Annotated in this window: 16 protein-coding genes; 3 read left to right on the top strand and 13 right to left on the bottom strand. The window is 55.9% G+C overall.

The genetic code is table 11. The features are described from left to right. The first annotated feature begins 31 nt into the window (after positions 1 to 31). Complete coding sequence (locus WD071_RS10525; protein WP_368048332.1) at positions 32 to 823, top strand: DUF3108 domain-containing protein; 792 nt, start codon at positions 32 to 34, stop codon at positions 821 to 823. Positions 824 to 829: 6 nt separating this feature from the next. On the opposite strand, the gene WD071_RS10520 is transcribed toward WD071_RS10525, so the two are convergent. The 3 genes from WD071_RS10520 to fliD form a co-directional block, all read right to left on the bottom strand. After that, positions 830 to 2,326: a sigma-54 dependent transcriptional regulator gene (locus WD071_RS10520; RefSeq protein WP_368048331.1), complete on the bottom strand. Its 1,497-nt coding sequence runs from the start codon at positions 2,324 to 2,326 to the stop codon at positions 830 to 832. Between the two features lie 171 nt (positions 2,327 to 2,497). Further along, positions 2,498 to 2,899 (bottom strand): flagellar export chaperone FliS, encoded by a 402-nt coding sequence (gene fliS, locus WD071_RS10515; RefSeq protein ID WP_368048330.1) that lies wholly within the window; start codon positions 2,897 to 2,899, stop codon positions 2,498 to 2,500. Positions 2,900 to 2,966: 67 nt separating this feature from the next. After that, positions 2,967 to 5,783 (bottom strand): flagellar filament capping protein FliD, encoded by a 2,817-nt coding sequence (gene fliD, locus WD071_RS10510; protein WP_368048329.1) that lies wholly within the window; start codon positions 5,781 to 5,783, stop codon positions 2,967 to 2,969. A gap of 224 nt (positions 5,784 to 6,007) precedes the next feature. Here fliD and WD071_RS10505 point away from each other — a divergent pair, with 224 nt between their 5' ends. Then, complete coding sequence (locus WD071_RS10505; protein ID WP_368048328.1) at positions 6,008 to 7,063, top strand: hypothetical protein; 1,056 nt, start codon at positions 6,008 to 6,010, stop codon at positions 7,061 to 7,063. Between the two features lie 83 nt (positions 7,064 to 7,146). Here WD071_RS10505 and WD071_RS10500 read toward each other — a convergent pair whose 3' ends face one another. Together WD071_RS10500 and WD071_RS10495 are read right to left on the bottom strand one after the other, a co-directional pair. Continuing rightward, positions 7,147 to 7,599, bottom strand: coding sequence for a flagellar protein FlaG (locus WD071_RS10500; protein ID WP_368048327.1), 453 nt, complete (start codon positions 7,597 to 7,599; stop codon positions 7,147 to 7,149). Between the two features lie 215 nt (positions 7,600 to 7,814). Then, positions 7,815 to 10,634 carry a flagellin gene (locus tag WD071_RS10495; RefSeq protein WP_368048326.1) on the bottom strand — a complete coding sequence of 940 codons (2,820 nt, stop codon included), beginning with the start codon at positions 10,632 to 10,634 and terminating at the stop codon, positions 7,815 to 7,817. A gap of 261 nt (positions 10,635 to 10,895) precedes the next feature. Here WD071_RS10495 and fliT point away from each other — a divergent pair, with 261 nt between their 5' ends. Next, the gene (fliT, locus tag WD071_RS10490; protein ID WP_368048325.1) at positions 10,896 to 11,249 is read left to right on the top strand and encodes a flagellar protein FliT; all 354 of its coding nucleotides are present in this window, start codon (positions 10,896 to 10,898) and stop codon (positions 11,247 to 11,249) included. Positions 11,250 to 11,364: 115 nt separating this feature from the next. Here fliT and flgL read toward each other — a convergent pair whose 3' ends face one another. From flgL to WD071_RS10450, 8 genes are all read right to left on the bottom strand, one after another. After that, on the bottom strand, positions 11,365 to 12,609 hold the full coding sequence (flgL, locus tag WD071_RS10485) for a flagellar hook-associated protein FlgL (protein ID WP_368048324.1): 1,245 nt from the start codon (positions 12,607 to 12,609) through the stop codon (positions 11,365 to 11,367). A 19-nt stretch (positions 12,610 to 12,628) separates the two neighbouring features. Then, positions 12,629 to 15,310, bottom strand: a complete 2,682-nt coding sequence (gene flgK / locus WD071_RS10480) for a flagellar hook-associated protein FlgK (protein ID WP_368048323.1) — start codon at positions 15,308 to 15,310, stop codon at positions 12,629 to 12,631. Position 15,311: 1 nt separating this feature from the next. Continuing rightward, entirely contained in the window at positions 15,312 to 16,247 is a 936-nt protein-coding gene (gene flgJ / locus WD071_RS10475; RefSeq protein ID WP_368048322.1) for a flagellar assembly peptidoglycan hydrolase FlgJ, read from the bottom strand. Positions 16,248 to 16,268: 21 nt separating this feature from the next. Then, entirely contained in the window at positions 16,269 to 17,345 is a 1,077-nt protein-coding gene (locus WD071_RS10470; RefSeq protein ID WP_368048380.1) for a flagellar basal body P-ring protein FlgI, read from the bottom strand. Between the two features lie 119 nt (positions 17,346 to 17,464). Then, entirely contained in the window at positions 17,465 to 18,139 is a 675-nt protein-coding gene (gene flgH, locus WD071_RS10465) for a flagellar basal body L-ring protein FlgH (RefSeq protein ID WP_368048321.1), read from the bottom strand. A gap of 25 nt (positions 18,140 to 18,164) precedes the next feature. Then, positions 18,165 to 18,950 (bottom strand): flagellar basal-body rod protein FlgG, encoded by a 786-nt coding sequence (flgG, locus tag WD071_RS10460; protein WP_368048320.1) that lies wholly within the window; start codon positions 18,948 to 18,950, stop codon positions 18,165 to 18,167. A 32-nt stretch (positions 18,951 to 18,982) separates the two neighbouring features. Then, positions 18,983 to 19,723: a flagellar basal-body rod protein FlgF gene (gene flgF, locus WD071_RS10455; protein WP_368048319.1), complete on the bottom strand. Its 741-nt coding sequence runs from the start codon at positions 19,721 to 19,723 to the stop codon at positions 18,983 to 18,985. Between the two features lie 58 nt (positions 19,724 to 19,781). Continuing rightward, complete coding sequence (locus tag WD071_RS10450) at positions 19,782 to 21,839, bottom strand: flagellar hook-basal body complex protein (protein WP_368048318.1); 2,058 nt, start codon at positions 21,837 to 21,839, stop codon at positions 19,782 to 19,784. Between the last annotated feature and the right edge of the window lie 4 nt (positions 21,840 to 21,843).

Here is a 21,843-nt window from a genome sequence, read left to right as displayed (position 1 = left end):
AATCACCAGACACTCACTAAAGGGCAGGTATATGACGCTGTTTCGCAATACGATAGGCCTTGCTGCAATAGCTGTTGCTGTCGTCACTGTCGGCGCCGACAGCCGCGCGCATGCAGATCAGGATGCCCCGGCAGCCCCTGCACTGATTGCGCCCACGCCGTACGAGGCAGGCTATGAAGCCCGCGCGCGCGGTTTGAGCACGGATGCCTACCGTCACCTTCTGCAGACCGGTGACAATGTCTACCAACTTAGCCACGGCCTGTCCCTGAAAGTCCTGGGTGCCAACCTGATTACCGTCGCCGAAACCAGTCATTTCTACTGGCTGGACAGTGGCGCCGTGCCTGTGTCTTATGCCTTCAGACAAAGCGGCCTGCGCAAACGCGAGGAAACTATCAGCTTTGACTGGGAGAGCGGCAGCGCCAGTGTGAGCCGGGATGATCGGCAATCGGAGACCGCGATCAGCGCAGGTTTGCTGGACAACCTGAGCTTTACCGCTCAGATGAGCGCCCAGCTTAACGCCCGGCCCGAACTGCTGGTACCAGGCACAACACTGGAATACGAGATTCTTGATGGCACCGAACCGGAGATGCAGACCTACCAGATTAGCGCCCGGGAAACGGTGGACACACTGGCCGGACCGCTGGATACCGTGATGATAGAGCGCGTGCGCGAACCCGAAGCCGACCGCAGCACCATTATCTGGCTGGCTTTGGCGCATGAATTTGTGCTGGCAAAGCTGGTGCAGATAGAAGAAGGCGACCGCACGGAATTGCTGCTGGAAACACTCACCATGGGCGACATCAGTCTCGGAACCCGGGAATAATACAGGTCAGCGCTGCATCTCATACTTGCGCATCTTCTCCACCAGTGTCGTGCGCCTGATATTCAGCCGGTCTGCCGCCCGCGCCACCACACCACCGCTGTCATCCAGCGCCTGTTCTATCAGATTACGCTCCAGGTTGGCCAGATACTCCTTCAGATCCAGACCGTTCAGTGGCAGCAGATTGCCGGCACCCTGGCTAAGCGCATCAACAACACTGCTCTTCAGCGAACCGTTCACTGCATGCTCAGGTTCGCCCTGCGAGCCACTGACTGGCGCTGGTTCAGCGTCAATCATTTCCGCCGCATCGTCAATTACCTGAGGCAACACGGTTTCCTCCGGCTGGTACTGGCGCGGCAGATCGTGCACGCCCACCACGCCATGTGGATGCATGATTGCCATACGCTCCACCAGATTGGCCAGTTCCCTGACGTTGCCCGGCCACTTGTACTTGCCCAGTGCGCGTATTGCGGCCGAATTAAAACGCACGGAGCCACGCTTGCTGTTTTCCAGACGGGAAATCAGTTCGTTGAGCAAAAACGGTATATCGGAAGCGCGGTCGCGCAAGGACGGCATTTCAATGGGAAATACATTGATCCGGTAATACAAATCCTGCCTGAATGTGCCGGCTGCAATCATATCCTCCAGATTGCGATGCGTGGCCACCAGGATTCTCACATCCGTCTGCATGGTTTTGGTGCCACCCACTCGTTCGTAACACTGCTCCTGTATCACCCGCAGCAATTTCACCTGCATGGGCAAGGGCATATCGCCTATTTCGTCCAGAAACAGGGTGCCGCCCTGCGCCAGTTCAAAACGACCGACCCGGGTGGAAATGGCCCCGGTAAACGCACCTTTTTCGTGACCAAACAGCTCACTTTCCAGCAGATCAGGTGGGATAGCGCCACAATTGATAGGCACAAACGGTTTCCCCGCCCGTGTCGAATTGGCATGCAGATTACGCGCCACCACTTCCTTGCCGGTGCCGGATTCGCCGGTGATCAGCACTGTAACCTCGGTGTCCGCCACCTGAGACATCACCTGGCGGATACGCTCAACCGAGGCGCTGTTACCCACCAGGCTACGGAACATGTTGTAGTCGCGCACACTGCCCACATCGCGCAGACGGGCGTAGTGATCGCCATATACCTGCGCCTTGTGCAAGGCATCCAGCATAGGCTGGTAGCTTAGCGGCAGGGGAATGGTGGCGACGATGCGGGTTGAGATCTTGGCAGGGAAATCGGGCAATTCCTGATCACCCAGCAGCACCAGGGGCACTCCTTCGTGCCAATCGGTCAGGTCGTCCAGCAAACCGGTCATCAGGGAAGGTTTGTAATGCCCCACCAGAATAAGCTTGAGCTTGTCCGGATCAACGCCCTGGGCAGTTGCATCATCATGCCAATGTGCGCGCGCCACGATTAACGGGTGCTCGCCCAGGAACTCGAGCACAATACTTAAATCATGCCCCAGCTTTTTGCTGTCTTCTATCAGTAGTATCTCTGTCATGCCCGGTACCGGCAGGCCGCCGCAGCACTGACGTGCGCTGCATCTTCCGACCTGCCCCTGTTGCGACTTTGTGATCGATTGTTATCGATTCTTTTCAGCCATCTTTGTTTTCAATTAGACACTGCCCGGACCAGCAGAGTCAAACGTTAGCCGTCAAAAACTTGACTGGCATCATGATGCCGCTTGTGCTGCCGGGTCAATTTCGTCCCACCCGGCCTTGACGGTACGCATCAGGTCTGTCACTTCCTGCACCAATGCCGGATCGTTGCTGACATTGGCCTCAAACAGACGACGCTGCATATAGTCATACAGTCGCTCCAGATTATCCACCAGCTCCGGTGCCTGATCACGCTCCAGACTGCCCTGCAGACCCGCAATAATGCCCGTGGCCTTGCCCAGCAAAACACCTTTGGATTCTGTTTCACCCCGTTCCATGGCGGATTTTGCCTGTACCAGGCGATCCATGGCGCCGGTCATCAGCATCTGGATCAGGCGATGCGGACTGGCATGTTCGATACCGCTTTCATTGTTGATGCGCTTGTACTGAGCGGCGGCCTGCGTCATTGAATACATTTTGTTCCCCTTGGCTGAATTTGATGGTTTGCGTTCTGAGTGATATGTGGACGTTCAAATACGGTTGTTACTCACGCTTTGGCGTGACCAGGGCCTCAAGCATATCGAGCTGCGAGGTCAGAAAGTCTGCCGTGGTGTTGAAACGCGAGATAATCAGGTCATTGGCCGTGAATGACGATTGCAGACGACGCTCGGAGCGTGCCATGCGTTCGTCCAACTCGACACGGCGCTCTGCTATTTTTTCAAGCTCACCGTTAAGCGACTCCTGGCGGCCGCTGAGCACACCGCCTGGCGACAGAAATGTGTCGATCAGGCTTTTCATGCGATCGGCCACACCCCTGGTGTAATCCACCGTGCCACGATCACCGACGTCGCCGCCATTGATACGCAGACGCAATCCGGACGAGGGGTCGGGCTCACCGCTGGCGTCCTGCCCGGCTTCCCCGCGTGCACCTCGTCCAATATTGAAGCCCAACAGATTACCGGCATTGCCTTGCAGTTCGGCAATCTTCACACTCGATGATGCCCCGGTTGAATTGGAAATAATGCCAAACGAACCTGAGGGTGTGTCGTAATCAACAATAACACCCACACCGGCAGCAATCATTGCCGGATTATTGTTAATCGCTGTCTGCATGGCTGCGGCCACCGTTTCCGGAGAGCTGTTACCCAGCGTACCCAGCGAGATGGATCCGGACAATACGCCATCAACCTCGACCCGGAAGCTGTCAGTCGCCGTGCTGCCTGAAAGATCACCGTGTGCAGCATTCAGGTAAAACCCGGGCCGGGCCGCTTCCACACCGCTGGATGCGGTCAGTAACTGCCCGCTGCCTACCGCTTCAATGCCGTTGATGGTGCCTTCAACATCGACGCCCCTAATGGACGTTTCGGCAGCACCGGTACCCAGAAACAGGCCCAGCTTGCTGGCAGCGGCAAAATTAACGTCCGTAAACGCAATCTCATCGCCGGCATCAGCGGTGGAAAATACCAGACGTCCTTGCGTATTGTCGGCATTGTATTGGTAATTCACATTGACGGTGATGCCGTCTGCCGCCAAAGCGTCGTTAATTTGCGTTTGCAACGCCGCCGTCAACTCATCGGGGGTAGTGTAAGTAACCGGTGTCGCTGCATCTCCTGGCAAGGACAACGACCCGGTACTGATACCATTGATGCTGAGACTGAAGGCGGTATCTTCATCTATCACCAATGGATCAATAAATGGATCACTGCTTAAACCACCGGTGGTGGCCAGACTATTCAACTGATTACCCTGAAACGGCCCACGGTTGTCCAGCACCAGACCCAGAGTAGATGAGGCTTCAGCGGAAATATCGGTAAAGCGGATCACCGACTCTTCACCGTATCGATTCGAGCTCATATCAAAACGCGATTCAGCGGCGTTGTACACCACCGTCATGCTGTCTTCTGAATCAATCACATCGGCATTGCTGTTAATCTGTGCCTGCAACTCGGTGGCCAGCTCCTCAGCGGTAGCGTACGTCCCTTCGGTCAGGCTGATATCAATTTCATTGCCGTTGAACAACACGGTAAAATCCTTGTTGTCGGCATCAATCACGATATTGCCCGCGCCCAATGCTGCCACGCTGACACCTTGATAACGTCCCACCTCGGCCATGCGGGTGATTTCAACATCATAGCTGCCCGCCTGGGTGTCCCTGCCCGCCTGCAGAAAATCAACCTGACTGTCTGATGTGGTGCCGGTGGCAGCAAACAGACCGGTCACCGCCTGCGGATCGGTTGCAAACGCGGTTTCAAACTCGCTGCGATCAAACGTCAACTGGTAATCGTTGAACTGGTCAGAGGTAACACCCACTTCAGCCAACGAGCTGAACGTTGCGCCCGATGTCACCTGGCGCAAGGTATTGTTGATGTCGGTCATCATCCGGCGCAGGGCAGTATCCCCGGTCAGCAGGCTGCCCTGACCGGATGATCCGGAATCCGGATCAAATGCCGATAACTGATCACTCATGCTTTTAAGGCCATTGTAGGCGCCTACAAAGTCCTGCACCTTGTCCATCAGCGCACTGGGATCCTTGTCGATACCGAGACTGACAGGGCCAGTGGTGGTCGATTTGAGATTAAGGGTCACACCCGGAATCACCCCGGTAACGAGATTGTCACTGCGACTGATGGCCAGGCCGTTCACCGTAAACAGGGCATCCTGCGCGGCCTGAGTCTGGCTTGCGGTCTGCGCTCCGGCATTGAAGTTGAAAGCATCAAGCCCCGCGGTGCCGGTGCCGGTCAATTCTATACTCTGGTCAGCGCCAGACTCGGCACTGGTAAACAACAGGCGGAAGCCACTGCCATCATCAACGATGGTAGCCTCAACCCCGAAGTTCGCCGCATTGACCGCGTCGCGAATACCCGCGAGGGTATTGTTGCTCTCATCGATCACCAGGCTGCGCTCGGCGATCTCGTCGTTCGCGGTAAAACCCTGGTAGAGACCATCACCATCAATATCTGTGGTACCAAAACGAAAGCTGATTTCCCCTGTGCCAATCGCTTCGTTGACCGAGGTATAGGCTTGCGTAGCGATGGTTTGTTGTTGCGCCAGCTGCTGTATCTGGATTGAATAGTTGCCCGCATCTGCAGTACTGGCAGCGGTGGCGGTCAAGGCAGATTCGTTACTGGAAACCACCTGGCTGGCGTTGAACGCTGAGGTGCTATTGAGTGCCTGCATGGCATCCTGCAGCTCGCTCACGACACTGTTGATTTCGCCAAAGGCAGACAGTTTGGCCTCTGCGATCGCCTGCTCACGGTCCAGACGCAATTCGACCGGCGCCCGCTCAGCTTCCAGCAGCGATTCGAGTAGCTCGCTGGTCAACAGACCCGAGCCGATACCCAATGATTGAATAGTTGCCATACAGTGATTGTCATCTATTTGTTGCCTTGGATTTTTGATAAAGCAAGTTCCAAGCCAGCCACGCCAGCTTTGCAATATCAGCTACTTACATCAGGATATCGGTCAACAGCAGATATTCTTGACCCGGCAAGCGGCAAATCTTTGCCGCTTGCCTGAGCGCAAAAGGATTGAGTGTCAGCCCCAGCCTCGCTAGAATCAGAGCAATCTGATAAGGAGAAGAAGCTATGTTCAATAGACACAGGCCCAGTAGACAATCGCTTGCCAGCACGGTGGCCTTGCTGGGGCTCGGCATTGTATCGACGGGTTTACTCTCCGTCAGTGTCATGGCCCAGCCAGATGACGACTATACCGTGCCCCGCACCGCTTACGGTGACCCCGATTTTCAGGGTGTCTGGCGCAACGCCACTGTCACCCCGCTGACGCGTCCGCGCGAACTGGGCGAGCGTCAGGCCTATACCCGGGAGGAAGCCTTCCAGCTCGAACGCGCAGCGCAAATGGCCGTTGAGCAGGATAATGAGCCATTGGATCCCAACCGCCCGCCGCCGCCCGCCCAGGACCTGCCCCCCGTGGGCAACTACGATCTGTTCTGGACCGATCGCGGCATGTTCATGCCCACCATTGACGGTGAATTCCGCACCTCCATCATCATTGATCCGCCCGATGGTCAGATGCCCGGTTATACCGACGAGTTCCTGGCACAGCGGGCGCGCGAACGTGAAACCGGTCCTGACCCCTTTGATGGTCCTGAAGGTCGCGGCGTGGGTGAGCGCTGCCTGCTCTCCTTTGGCTCCAACTCCGGGCCGCCCATGCTGCCAGTGATGTACAACAGCCATTACCAGATCGTACAGTCACCCGGTTACGTGGTGATTGTCGCCGAGATGATCAATGATGCCCGCATCATCAAGATTCAGGACGAGCGTGATGCCCATGCCGAGGTGATGAATCGCTGGATGGGCGACTCCATCGGCCGCTGGGACGGCGATACGCTGGTAGTGGAAACGCAACACTTCAATCCCTGGCAGAATTTCCGGGGCGCTTCGGAAAATCTGACCGTGACTGAACGCTTCCGCAAGGAGTCCGACAGCAAGATCATCTACACCTTCACTGTGAACGACCCGACCGTGTTCGAGTCCAGCTTTACCGGTGAACTGGCGCTGACCGCTTACGATGACCCGTTGTACGAGTATGCCTGCCACGAGGGCAACTACGCGTTGCCGGGGACTCTGGCCGGCGCTCGCATAGCCGAAGAAGAAGCACGCCAGGCGGCTGCGCAGGACTGATCTCAGGCCATTCGTACGACACAAAAAAGGCGACCTTGCATGAGGTCGCCTTTTTTACTTTGGGAATGTTATCAACCGGTCTGCTAGACCTGGGTTTTGAACAGGGAAATATGCTCATCCGAATCAATCTGTCTGGCCAGCTCAAGCGCTTCTTTGCTGTCAAACTGTCTCAATATCTTGCGCGACTCGCGATCGACAACGGTCACTGACGGCTCCTGACTCAAGGGGTCAATGTCGAAAACGATGTCACGTTTCACGGTCTGCACATAACGATTGAGTTTGGTGACAGCCTGCTCGAGAATTTCTTCGTCAGACTCATCTGCTTTGTCGTCAATAGCCGGGGCTTTATCCGCGTTTTTCCCGGAATCCTGTTTGTCTGAATTTTGCTGTTTCGGGTCCTTTTTGTTTGAGCCCTGCTCGTCCGGCGTATTATCAGTATGCTCCGCACCTACCTCGTTCTCGACGCCCTGAACAGAATTGACCTTCTCCCTGGCGACGACCGCAGGCTGGAATCGGGTGATACTGATTTCACTCACAGCACGCCTCCCACACAAGCACCTTGAACCCACGGCCCGGACGGATGCCCGAACTACATTGACGCACAAACAATTCGACGAAGCCCCTGAATAAGATCACGTTCGTATACCTGATCTTATTCAGGGGCTCCAGAAAAGCGGAAATCCGCCCGGCGTCTACTATCTTATCGGTAGACACCGGGCGGACTTTAGCTTTTTCTCTTGCTACTGACTGCTTACTGGAGCAGAGACAGTACCTGCTGGCCAGAGGCGTTAGCCTGCGACAGGATGGAGATACCAGCCTGCTGCAGAACCTGTGAACGTGCCAGGTTGGCTGCTTCTGCCGCGAAGTCCGCATCACGGATTCGTGAGTTGGCAGCTGACAGGTTTTCAGAGTTGATCGCCAGGTTGGAGATCGTGGCTTCGAAACGGTTCTGCACCGCACCGAGGTCAGCTCGTGCACTGTTCACTGAGTTCAGTGCGTTGTCGATCGCCGCCAGTGCTTCGGTCGCGCCTTTCTGAGTAGAGATGTCCACTTCATTCAGGAACTGACCGGATACACCGCCGCCAAATTCGCCTTTCTGGAAGCCCAGATCAGCCAGGTCGTCGTTACCGTTGGTGCCACCAGACAGATCGATGGTGCCTGCTGAACTCAATGTCACAGTTGAGTAGGTTGTGGTTGCTTCAGTGTTGGCCCGAGTGAGACCGGTAGCTCCGCCATCGGAGAAGTCAGCGTCAGCAACGCCACCCAGGCCGAAGTTCGCGGACGTGGAGCCGCCTTGCGTATCCATTGCCAGGGAGATATTACGACCATCAGCTGCTGTCAGAGTGACGCTGGTACCATTATCTTCCGCAATCACGCCAGTCTGACCCGATGCGGCATTGATCTGGCTGACCGCGAAAGCACGGTTGGAGTCAGCGTTTTCCTGAGTGGTCAGGCCGATATCAACACCGTTGATGTACAGTGTACCAGTCTGACCTTCCGTACCGGCAGTGGCTGTAGCACCAACCGTGGTGGTGGCATTAACGGTTGCAGTAACACCGGTAGAGTCAGTAGAACGGTTGATGGCAGCGGCAATCGAAATACCTGACGCTTCCTTGCTGCTGGAAGCAGCACCGTCGTAAGACGCGGTATCATCACTGGCCCGCGCGGCGCCGATGTTGACATCATTGATGGTCATGTCGCCGGCTTCCAGGTTGCTGAAGTTGTCAGCGCCGATGTTGGTACCGGTACCCGTGGCAGCAACAAAACCGATCTGGGCTGATTCACCCGCTGCGTTGGACGTCTCGATGATACTGGTCTCGCCCGTGGTGTCAGAGGTGATGGTCAGGAAGCCGGTGGTGCCGTCGATAGTGGCTTCTGCACCAGTCAGCTGGCCATTAATGGCGGTCAGCAGATCAGCGGAGTTGGCAATGTTGGTGGTCAGGTTAACAGTCTGGATGGTGCCGTTGTCGTCCACTTCCACGTCAAAGCTGGCGCTGGTGTCGACTGTACCGGTGTCGGTCGCTCCATTCAGTGCGCCAAAAGCTGTATCAATGCTGTCGCTAGCAACGCCAGTGTCATTAATCTCAAGTGTACCGGTAGTTGCTGTTCCTTGTGTAAAAGTCAAAACCCCACCAACAACACTTGCTGTCACATCAGTGTTAGCGATTTGACCATTAATCGCGGTCAGCAGATCAGTGTCCGTATTGAACGTACCATCCAACGTAATAGTATCTTGTTGGCCATCCAAGTCTATTGTAAATTGAATATCTTGGCTGCTAGCGTTAGTCAGATCCAACGGGAATGCACCGGAAATATCAGTTGTACCAGCCACTTCTGCTACTTGATCAGTGCTGCTGAAATCAAAAGCAAACGTGGAAATATCCGTGCTACCGGCCACTTCGCCCGCTGTTGCCGGCGTAGCCTGCGCCGCCACCTGACTGGTGCTGCTGACAGTCGCAACGCCAGCTGTGAATGTGCCTGCAGTCAGGCCCGCATTGGCAACGTTGGAACCCGCCACCTCAATGCTGTTGGTGCCGCTGTTGGCAACCAGGGTCACGCCACCGGTGTAGGTGTCGGACGCAGCAAGACCAGTTGCCGCTGCTGTCAAGGCACCGCTGGTAGACAGATCCAGTTCAATGTTGCGGCCATCTTCTGCCACCAGGCTGACACCCAGGGCGTCATCGCCGGTATCAATCGCGGTTACACCCGTCAGTGATGACTGTGCGTTGATTGCAGTCACTACCGCAGAACGCGAAGACGCCGCGTCAGCTGTGGTTTCAATGGCGATTTCAGTGCCATTGATGGTGATGCTGCCAGCCAGGGCTGAGGCTGTCATTTCAGTGCCCGCAGCCACGTTTTCGTCAACCAGCGCAGTCACACCTGACTCGGCAGATACACGGTTAATGGCTTCAGCTTTGGCAATCGCACTGGCGCTTGCGTTGGCAGTTGAGGAAGAATCATCAGAGGCGCGTGAAGCACCGACGGTGACACCGTTGAGTACCAGATCACCACCAGACAGCGCAGAGTCAGTAGATGTTGCGCTGACACCTGACTTGGCTGACACACCCAGTGTATCGGCAGTCAGTTTACCGATGGAAACACCGATAGACTCACCGGCGTTGGCACCGACCTGGAAGGATGTGCTCAGCGAGCCGTCCAGCAGGTTAACACCGTTAAAGTTTGCGCCTTCAGATACACGGCTGACTTCTTCGATCAGCAACTGTGCTTCTGCGTTCAGTGCTTCACGGTCAGCAGTGCTGTTGGTGCCGTTTGATGCCTGCAGAGCCAGTTCGCGGATACGCTGCAGTGATTCGGTCATGGAACCCAGCGAGCCTTCCGCAGTTTGTGCCAGAGACACACCGTCACCTGCGTTACGGATCGCAACGTTCAGACCTTTGATTTGAGATTCAAAACGCGTGGAGATCGCCAAACCGGCCGCATCGTCCTTCGCGCTATTGATTCGCAGACCTGAAGACAGTCTTTCCAGTGCCTGGTTGGTACCAGCCTGTGAACTGTTCAGATTACGCTGCGCGTTCAGTGAAGCAATGTTGGTGTTTATGACTTGAGCCATGCTTAGTTACTCCTGAGTTTACGTATTAAACTAGCCGCATCCGGAGAGTCTTGAATGTGCTCAACCTTATGCGTTATCACGTTTAACGACACAGAAAAACAAAGCTTTAGGCGTGGGGTGGAATTTTTTTGCAACTCGGCAGAAATTAATTTTCTTTAGAATTTTTTTTGCACAGCAGTTATAGTGGTTTCTACTACAGGTATATTTAATATACTTTATATAAAGGTAGCATCAATTCCAGTGACACCGGGATCATCATTTATGGCACCGCCCGATCAACACCCCGACTACACAACAGCGCGCGCCCGACAGCAGGCCGCATGGCAGGACATCATGGCAGTGTCTGAGCAATTGCTGCACAGTGCCAAACGCCAGGACTGGGAAAACATCGACCTGCTGCATGCCAGGCGCGAGCACCTGCTTGATCAGTTTTTCCGTGAAACGCTGGTACAGGATATGATCCCCACTGTTCAGCAGGGTATCAAAAATATCCGCGAACAGGACAGCGATATTGTTCAGATGGTTAAAAACAACCGTGACCAGCTGGGCGCTGAATCAAAGCGCCTGCAGTTGATGAAAACTCGCGTCAAGGGGTATTTATCGGCAGATAAATAATTTCTTTAGGGGAAAATAACATTTTCTGGAAGCAGTCAAACCTCCAGCAATAGTTGAACCTTGAAAAACTGTCAAGCTTCTAAAAATAGTTGAACTCTTGGAAATAGTTGAGCTTTTAGAAATAATTGAACAGGGACAATTTACTGACCTTGCTGAAACTGGCCTGCGCCGCCTCCAGCACAAACGTCTCCTGCGTCAGCTGGCTGATGGCTTTGGCATAGTCCAGGTCTTCCAGCTCCGACAAGGCGGTATCAACCACCAGATCGAAATCGTCATTATTGGCTTTTGCCGATTCCACCTGATTCAGCCGCGCACCCACCGCCGCGCGCGTATCCAGCAGCTTGCCCTGGGCACTGTCCAGATTGGTGATGGTCCGGCTCAGGGCCTGATCCCTGATCTCCCGATCGGCCGTTGAGTTGCCGGTCTTTTGCAGCACCGCAATATAGTCTTCAATGCCCGCGAGCAGACCCTTGCTGCTGTCAGATTCCACCATGAAGGTGTCTCCTGGCGCCGGCTGCCCCTGAATACGCACGGACATGCCATTAAATTCAATGTCGTTGCCCGACACGTAACGCGCATTCTCGCTGATCACGCGCCCGTCGGAGACCTGTTTAATGGTGTAGTTGATGCCCGGTGGCGTGACGGCCGTTTCCGGATTAAATTCAATCACGGCGCTTTCCGGGAAAAAACTTTCGAACTGATCCCGGTTGCGAACCACCGCACCATCAATCTGCGCCGGCGGCACCGCCGTGTTGCCTTCACTGGCGCGCGCCCTGAACCCTGATTGCACGCCGGGGATGTCCATGAACACCTCGTAACCCGAGTCATTGGCGGCAATCGACGTCACCGGCCCGACCTGGATAAAGCGCTGACCCTCGTCACCCTGATAGGCAAAGCGACCGTCGGCGCCTTTCTGAAAGGGCTGGGTTTTGCCCTGGAAACCGGCAAACAGATACTCGCCACTGGCATCGCGGCTGTTCATCAACTGCGCCATGCCGTCGACCAGCGACTGCAATTCCACGGCAATGAAACCACGCTGATCCTTGTTCAACGCCGCGTTGCCTGACTGGATGATGAGTTCCTGGGCCTTCTGGATCTGATCGCTGATACCGGCGATCGCGGTCTCTTCGCGCTGCAAACGGTTATTCAGTGTGGACAGACTGTTGTTGAATTGATTGGTATTGGCTTTTTCCTGTCTCAGTTGCAGGATACGCGCCGCAGCAATCGGATCATCGGCAGGCGACAACACCCGTTTATTGGTGGAGATCTGCTCCTGGGTGCGATTGGCAGCCTTCTGCACATCCAGCATGGCATTGAGGCCGCGGTTGTAAATCTGACTGGTTGATAGTCTGACTGTCATTTAAGGATTACCTCGGCAATTACATATTAAGCAGGGTATCAAACAGTTCCCGCGCCAGCCCGATCAGCCTCGCGGACGCATTGTAGTGCTGTTCCAGTTGAATGAGGCGGGCGGCCTCCTCTTCCAGGTTGACACCGGACACCGATTGCATGGCATCCATGGACTGACGCAACATGGATTCACTGGCACTCTGGTTAACCCGCGCCTGACTGGTCAGAATGCCCAGCTTTTCCGCCAACTGACCGTAGGCGTCCTGAACGGTAAGATTGCCGCCAGACAACATCGGCGCACTGCCCAGCGCCAGCATGGCGGCGCCATTACGGTTATCGGCCGAGCCATTGGTATTGTAGTTGATGGTAAAGGTGTCACCCGCACTGGGCTGCCCATCGGCACCGCTGCCACTGGTCATGTTGATCTGCACACCCAGGAAATTGCTTTGCGCCGTGGGCGAGGCACCAAACAGACCTGCAGGCTGGTCAGAGCTCAGCACGGTGTTGGCGGCCAGTTGCACATCTATTTTGCCGCCGATGGTCAGATCCGTCGCCGGGTCTGCGGGCAATGGGGCCGTAACCAGATCGGCGTCGTCACCCACCGTCAACGACCCGCCACCGTCCACGCTGAACTTGAGATCGATGCCCGTGCTGGCGAAAACGCTGAGTTTGACGCCGTCACTCTTGGCGGTAATACCCAGTGCAGCCAGGTCAGCATTGCCATTGATCCGGTCACGCAGAAAATCGGCGGTCAGCGGCACCGGCACATCCTGCGCCACTGCCTCGCCCGGCAGCACAAAATTCGGGTCGGTCAGGTCTTCACCGTTCAGGGACAATTGCAAAGGCTCACCCGGAGCACCGGTGGTGAAATCCTGCAAGCTGGTCTGGGTGTAGGCGGTGGTACTGACGCCATCAAGTGCGGACAGGCGGCGGGCAGTCACTGACGCCTCTTCCGCAGCATCGGTGGTCACACTTTGCTGGGTAATAAAACCGGTCGCGGGGTCGGTCGTCTCCACCGTGATGGTTTCACCCGGATACGCATTGTCTGTAGCTCCGATTTGCAACACCCCGGTGACGGCACTGTCACTGCGGACTGTGGTGCCGCCAGGATCCGAGGGCAACAGGGCATTCTGCGCGCCAGGCACAAAACGCAGGTTAGTCAGCGGCGGGTCCATCTGCACCGGGTTGGCCGGATTGGAATAGTCCAGCACGTCATAGGTGGAGGCGGATGTAAATCTGATGGCCAGTGGCGGATTAAAACTGCCGTTATTGTCAAACAGCGATGTGTCGGTACTGATCACTTGCGAGCTCAGAACCTCAGCGCCACCCTGATTACCACTGGCACTATCGATACGTATGGGCGAGGCAAAGGCAAACTCTTCCGGCCGGGTGATCTGCACCTGCATCTGGCCGACACCGGTACGGGTGGGCTGCAACAAAAAGCGATCACCGGCCGAAAACGTGCCCTGATCAATACTCAGGGTAAAACCGTCGATGCTGATCTCTTGCGGCCGTGCGTTGCTCAGCATGCCCTTTTCCATGACCTCGCCATCGGACTTGCGCACGATGCTGTATTGCTGGCCGCCCGGGCCCGGAAAGGTCAGTTCATAGTCACTGGTGGTCAACGCCGAAATGTCATCGATAGTGATGCTCATGTCTTTATTGTTGGGCGGCGCGTTTCTGCTGTCAGCCTTGACCCGGTCCCGGGCCACTACAGCGTCATTGATATCTTTAAAAATCGGATTACCCAGGCTGCCTTCAAGGTCCATGCCCAGTTGATTCTGCTGGTTGATGCCGTCGGTGATCGCCAGGCCGATTTGTCCCAGCGAGTTAAGCGCCGGATCAAGGGCCTCATTGCGGAAACGCACCAGTGCGCCAAGCTCGCCGCCTGCCATCTGACGGGTAATGTTCTGTAATTCACCGCCTTTGCGGAAGTACAGTTCAAACCGGCTGGAATCCAGCGTTCCGGGTGCTGCCACCAGCGTTTGCGTATCAGCGCCGACGACCAGAGGCTGGTTCTGGCCGATAAACACATCCAGACCGCCGTCTTCACGGCTGATGGTGTTGACGTTGACATACTTTGACAGCTCGCGAATCAGGGTGTCGCGCTCATCAAGCAGGTCATTGGGATTCTGTGAACTGCCACCGCCCTGTGAATCGGCGATGACCTGATTAAGCTCGGCAATCTGTTGTCCCAGCGAGCTGACCGCGCCGGCCGCTGCCTGCATCTGTTTATTAACCGATGAATTCTGTTCCAGCATGCGCGACTCAACCGAATCGAAACTGGCCACCATTTGCTGGGTCTGGGACAACAGCAATTGTCGACCCAACAGTGAACCAGGGTCGTTAACGGCTTCATTCAGGGCATCAAAATAGTCATTCATTGCCCTGGACAGGCTGGTCTGCTCGGACGCCAGCAGGTTATTGGTTTGCGAGATATTAAACAGATACGTGTCGTAGTCACTGAGCGTACCGATATCCTGGACGACCTGATCAACCAGAAATTTTTCGGTATGTCGGGTGATGTCATCGACCTGCACACCGGTGCCCAGATACCCGGCAGATGTCCTCAGAGCGATAGTGGTTGACTGTGATACCGACTGCCGGCTGTAGCCTTCAGTGTTCGCGTTGACAATATTGTGGCCGGTTACCGACAGCGCAGTCTGGTTGAGCCGAATGCCGCTGATCGCGGTGTTGATCAGGCTGCTCATGTCAGTTCACTCCCTGGACAGGGGTTGATAAAGAATCCAGCGCCGGGCTGCGCAACACGCGACTGATCTTGTCCGCGTACTGAGGATCGGTGGCATAACCCGCGTCCTGCAAATGCTGCCCAAAGGCATCAGCATTGGCGGCATGCTGCAGTGCCGGCGCATAACGCGGCTGTGAACGCAGCAGGTCAACATAGTCACGGAAACTTTCTTCAAAGGAACCGTAGGCGCGGAAACTGGCCTGCTCGCGCTGCATGGCGCCGTCGCGGAATTCCAGGGTGCTGACACTGACGCGATCACCCTGCCAGCTGTCGCCAGCCTTGATGCCAAACAGGTTGTAGCTGGGCTTGCCATCGGCGCCGGTAATCATCTTTTGTCCCCAGCCGGTTTCCAGCGCCGATTGCGCAATCATCACACGCGGATCAACACCCAGTTCGTGAGCAAGGGTTTCAGCAATGGGTAACAATGTCTGAACAAAAGCATCAGGTGTCTTAAATTCACTAACAGCATCAACGCCGGTGATCCCGGCATCGGCTCGAGGTGACGCCACCGCCGCTGGTTCACTGGCCAGCGCAGAACCCGGATAACGGCGCACATCATTCAGTGCACGATCGAACTCCCGCGTATTGGCAGCAGGCTCATAGCGGTGCATCAACTGACGATGCAGCGTATCAGCCAGGCCGATGCCACCCGCATTGGCAATATCCAGACTGATCTGGTTATCAAAACTTTCCTGATGAAACTTGGTTTCATTGCTGCGCAGATAGTTCTCCGAGAACAGCGCCTCTTCACCGGCGCGCATACCCTTGAGCATGATGTTGATGAACATGGACTCAAACTGCTTGGCCACCTCACGCAAGGCTTCAGGCGAATTCTCACGGCCCAGTTGCGTGATCGAGTTAAGACCACCGACGTTGGTGTAAACAGATGCATCTTGCATGCTGATGGTCATGAGCAGTCCTCAGATCACAATCAGGTCGGCGCGCAGGGCGCCGGACTGCTTAAGGGCTTCAAGAATCGCTGCCAGGTCTCCCGGCGCCGCACCGACCGCATTGATGGCCTGGACAATGTCAGACAAGGTGGTGCCGGGATCGAACAGGAACATACGACTGTCTTCTTCGGTGACATTGATGGCTGTTTGAGGCACCACCACGGTTTCGCCGTCCGCAAACGGATTGGGCTGGCTGACACCAAAACTTTCCGCAATGGTGACACTCATGCTGCCGTGAGTGATCGCTGCCGGTGATACGCGCACATGCTCACCGATCACGATGGTACCGGTGCGCGAATTGACAATCACCCGCGCCGAGGCCTCACCCTGCTCTACCTGAATGTTCTCCAGCTCGGAGACATAGGCGACGCGGGCCTGCGGGTCAGCCGGTGCCCGTACCCGGACAGAGACAGCATCGACGGCTTCGGCTGTACCAGCGCCCATAAAATCGTTGACGGCTTTGGACAGGCGTCGGGCTGTCGTGAAGTCAGCACGCTTGAGGTTGAAGGTAATATGTTCGCCGATGTTGAATGCGGTCAGCACTTCCCGCACCGTCTGGGCGCCGCCGGGTATGCGGCCAACGCTGGGAACATTAATAGTGATGCTGGAGCCATCGGCGCCTTCCACCCCCAGACCGCCGACAATAAGATTGCCCTGGGCAATGGCGTACACTTCACCGTCAATACCAGTCAACAGTGTGCGCTCCAGGGTACCACCGCGCAGACTGGCAGCATTTGCCAGCGACGATACCGTGATGTCAATGTTCTGGCCGGGTTTGGTGAAAGCCGGCAGTTCTGCCTGAACCGACACGATGGCCACGTTACGCAGCTGGAAGTTCTGTCCCGACGGCATCGGAATGCCGAACTGATCCAGGTAGGCGGCAAATGATTCCGCCGTGAACGGAGCCTGTGTTGTCTGATCGCCTGACCCGTCGAGGCCGGTCACGAGGCCGACACCTGTCAATTGGTTCGACTGCACGCCATTGAGCGTGGCGATATCCTTGATACGATCGGCGTGTGCCGGTGTTGCCAACAACAACAATTGCATGGCAATCAGGATACCCGCTAGCAACGACTTTTTAGACTGACTGTGCTGTTGTGTAAACATGTGACGCCTCAGGTATTAACTGTTTAATGCAAATTCCGATTAACAAAAGCACCGGCGCTTTACAGCGGCCACCAGCGACTGACAAAAAACCTGCTAAGCACGCCGGGTTCGTTGCTGTCAGCCAGCGTACCAGTGCCACTGTAGGCAATGCGCACATCGGCCACCCGGGTTGAATCGATGGAATTGTCCGGTGCGATATCCGCCGTGCGCACCAGGCCACTGATTCGAATGAATTCGCTGCCGTAGTTGATCTGCAGCCACTTTTCACCGCGTACTTCCAGCAGCCCGTTGGGCAGCACGTCGGTGACGGTGACGGTGATGTTGCCCAGCAACTGGTTACTTTGATCACTGTTCGCTGAGCCGCCAAAGTCCGAACCGCCATTCACACCCGTGGTGGTGTCAAACAGATTGCCCAGTAATGTTGTGTCCCCCACATTGGCCGAGCTTTCCTGGCTGAAGGAAGTGCCCGAAGATTTGGTGGCACTTGTCGCCTCATTGAGATTGATGGTCAACACATCACCCAGCCGGTGCGCGCGACGCTGATACAGATTAACGGCCGTGGTCTGATGATAGATGGCCCCGTTGGCGACCCGCTCCTGCGGCATATAGGACGCCATCACCGGTGCATAACGGGGATCATCCGGACTCGGCGGTGCCGGGTAACGCGAGGCACAGGCAGCCAGCGCCAGTATGGGCAGCAGGATCAGGATCTGAATCAGTTGTCGCTTAACCATCTCGTTTATCCTCGGCTAATCAGGTTTACAGATTCTGCGTCACAAACTGCAGCATCTGGTCCGCGCTGGAAATAACCCGCGAATTCATTTCATAGGCACGCTGGGTGGTAATCATGTCCACCAGCTCTTCCACCACTTCGACATTGGAATTTTCCAGCGATCCCTGCACGATCAGTCCGAGGCCATTGGTGCCCGCTGCTGATTGTTGCGGGTTACCACTGGAAACGGTTTCTGCGTACAGGTTGCCGCCCAATGACTGCAAACCGGCGGGGTTAACAAAGTCCACCAGGGTCAGGTTACCGATGTTGACTGGTTGCGCCTGGCCGGGCAGCTTGGCCGTCACCACACCGTCGGTACCGATGGTCAGTGACTGCGCGCCCTGCGGCACGGTCAGGCCCGGATTGATCAGCATGCCCGATGCAGTGACCAGTTCACCGTCTGCGCTCAGGTGGAACTGGCCATCACGGGTATACGAGGTGCTGCCATCGGGCATCTGCACTTCGAAAAAACCACGGCCATTGATTGCCGCATCCAACGGCTCGCCGGTGTTCTGCAGCGCGCCCTGGGCATGAATTTTTTGTGTGCCCACCACGCGGACACCGGTACCCAGCTGAAGACCTGAAGGTAATTCAGTGTTCTGGGTGGAGTTGGCCCCGGGCTGACGCTGGATCTGATACAGCAGATCTTCAAACACCACGCGGTCGCGTTTAAAACCATTGGTCGCCACGTTCGCCAGGTTGTTGGAGATCGCGGTCAGGCGATTGTCCTGAGCAGCCAGGCCGGTCTGTGATACGTAAAGTGCTGAGTGCATGTTGTTTACTCCCCTGAGGGTGCGTTATCTATTTACTGGATTTGCAAAAGCCGTGCCGATGCTTCGGAATTCTGCTGCACGGTTTGCATAAGTTTCACATTCATTTCATAACTGCGGGTCAGGCTGATCATTTCCACCATGGCATTCACCACATTGACGTTGCTGGTCTCCAGGTAACCGGAGACCAGGGTTACCGCGCCGTCAGCCACGGAATCCGTGCCGTCGGCGCGGCGGAACAAACCATCCGCGCCCTTGATCAGCTGCTCATTGCCCGGATTTACGAGCTTTACACGGTCAATGGCGGCCAGCACTTCAGCGCCCTGCCCCAGCTCGCGGATTGACACCGTACCGTCACTGCCCACGGCGACCGACTCGTACGGTGGCAACGCCACGGGACCATTGTTGCCGAGTACCGGCAAGCCGCTGCCGGTCAACAGTTCGCCGAACGGACTGACCGACATATCGCCGGCGCGCGTGTAAGCTTCGGAGCCATCAGGTGCCTGCACCGCAATCCAGCCTTCTCCCCGCACCGCCATATCCAGCGGGTTGCCGGTTTCCTGCAGGGCGCCGGGCGAAAAGTCGCTGGCGGGATTTTCCGCCATGCTGAAGACACGCGACGGCATGCCCGGCCCGAACGCCTGCATGGAGCGCGCCTGCTCCAGATCGGCACGAAAACCGGTGGTGCCGGCATTGGCCATGTTGTGCGCATGGATGGTCTGCGCGCGCATGATCTGTGATGCGCCGGTCATGCTGATGTAGATTGCCTTGTCCATGGTGAACTCCGCTCCGCTGGCAGACCAGACAGTCTGCCGCAGGGTCGCTTCAGTTTACTTACAGGTTGATAATGGTTTGTGTCGCGGTATCCTGCGCACCGATCACCTGAGCCGCGGCCTGGTAGTTACGCTGCGAGATGATCAACTGCACCAGTTGCGCGGGCAGATCGACGTTGGAGTCTTCCAGCGCACCCGACTGGATGGCACCCAGTCCTGCCGTACCCGCACCCGAGACTGATGCCGCACCGGATTCACTGGTTTCACCAAATTTGGTACCACCCAGGTTGGACAATCCCGCCGGGTTGGAGAAGTTGGCCAATGCCACCTCGCCCAGCGCCCGCGACTGGCCGTTGGAGAATCGTGCCGAGACCAGGCCGCGGGGGTTAATTTCCAGACCGGTCAACTGACCTTTGGCGAAACCGTCCTGATTGTTGGACTGTACCGAGAAGTCGCCGCCAAACTGGGTCAGCTCGCTCAGATCAATGGTGAAGTTGGAGTTGGTCAGCTGTTCAGCCACGTTCGGATCACCCGGGATAGGACCGGCACCCTGTTGACGACCCAACTCATCAACCGGCGTCCAGTTGGTGATCTGGATCGGCGTCTGATTGGGATCGTAGATGCCGTTGTCATCAAAGCGCAGATCAAAACGCGCCAATACCGGTTCACCATCCGTCGAATTAGGGTCATAACCAATATTACGGCCATCGACCTGCAGGTAAACACTCCACAGATTATTGCTGCCGGTTTCGTCAGGTCGCTCTTTAACAAAAAATTTGGTCAGCGAGTGTTGATTACCCAGTGAGTCGTAGATGGTCACGGCGGTGGAACGGTAATACGTGTCCGGGTTCTTGGGATCAAACTGATTGGTTGAAAACGGTATACCATCGAGCGCGTCTTCGCCGCTGATATCACCAAAAATGCTGCCAGTCGCGGTGGTCTGATCGATGGTATCACCATCACCGTTTTCTTCAGCAGCAGTGAAGGTAACATTCTCGTCCAGCGTAAAATTAACAATACCGCCCACCAGCACGGAGCTTCCGTCAGTCGTGTTTACCGCAACCGGTCCGTCTGTTGATTTTGAGTATTCCTCGTCAGTGCTGTCATATTCAGAACCGTAAACGTTAAAGCTACCGGCACCGGTTGAGCCGCCATGGAAGCGAAGATCGGCACCGGTGTTGTGTGTTACTTCAATATCAGTGCCGTCAACAACACGCGCACTGATATTAGTGACCGTTGCGTTGATTTTGTCAGCAATAGACTGCAAGCTGGTTTCAATTGTGGCTGGAGTTGCCGTATCAATAACTTGAGAGAAATTGAGATTACCGATATTAAAATTTACATCGCCGGTAGTGCCATCGTTAACGAAGTCAGTCAAATACGCAACACTGGTTCCCCGAGCCGTGACGCCATTGACTGCCGAGAATTGCTGCGCAACGGCGTTGGCTGACGAATTTTCCGCCACGTCTATCAAGCGCGTCACATTGTCACTGCCCAGCACACTGATGCTGTTTGCCTCATAACCGTTTTCCAGATCATCACCTGAGGTTATTGCCACCGGCGCACTGGAGCGACCATTATTGCTGGTGATGGTATTGCCAACCAGCGCTGATGGCTGCGCGCTGGCATCCAGGTTGATCACCGAGGCGACTGAGGTGGTGGCACGCGGTGGAATCTCACCGGTGGTTACGCGCAGATCCTCCAGCGGACCGCCGCCAGTAGGTTGACCCGTGGGCGATGGCAAAAAGCCCTGCAGCCGTTCGCCAGCGCCGGTGACAATAAAACCGTTTCTGTCGGTACCAAAGGCACCGGCTCGCGTGTAACTGGTGCCCGATTCACCGCTGAGCACAAAAAAACCTTCGCCGTTGATGGCCATGTCCAGGGTGCTGTTGGTGAAGCTGATATTGCCCTGGTTGAAGTTCTGTTTGATTTCCTGCAGCGTCACACCGCTACCGGCCTGCTTGCCGCCGCCGCCCAGCACGGATGCGGCGTAAACATCACCAAACACCGTGCGTGAGGACTTGAAACCCGTGGTACTGGAGTTGGCGATATTGTTACCGGTAACGCTGATTTCCTGTTGCGCCGCATTGAGCGCACTCAAACCAATATTAAAACTCATGGTG

This window comes from Pseudohongiella sp., from assembly GCF_040877505.1.
Lineage (GTDB): Bacteria > Pseudomonadota > Gammaproteobacteria > Pseudomonadales > Pseudohongiellaceae > Pseudohongiella.
Note: the sequence above shows the minus strand (reverse complement) of the source record. Positions and strands in the feature narration are given on the sequence as shown.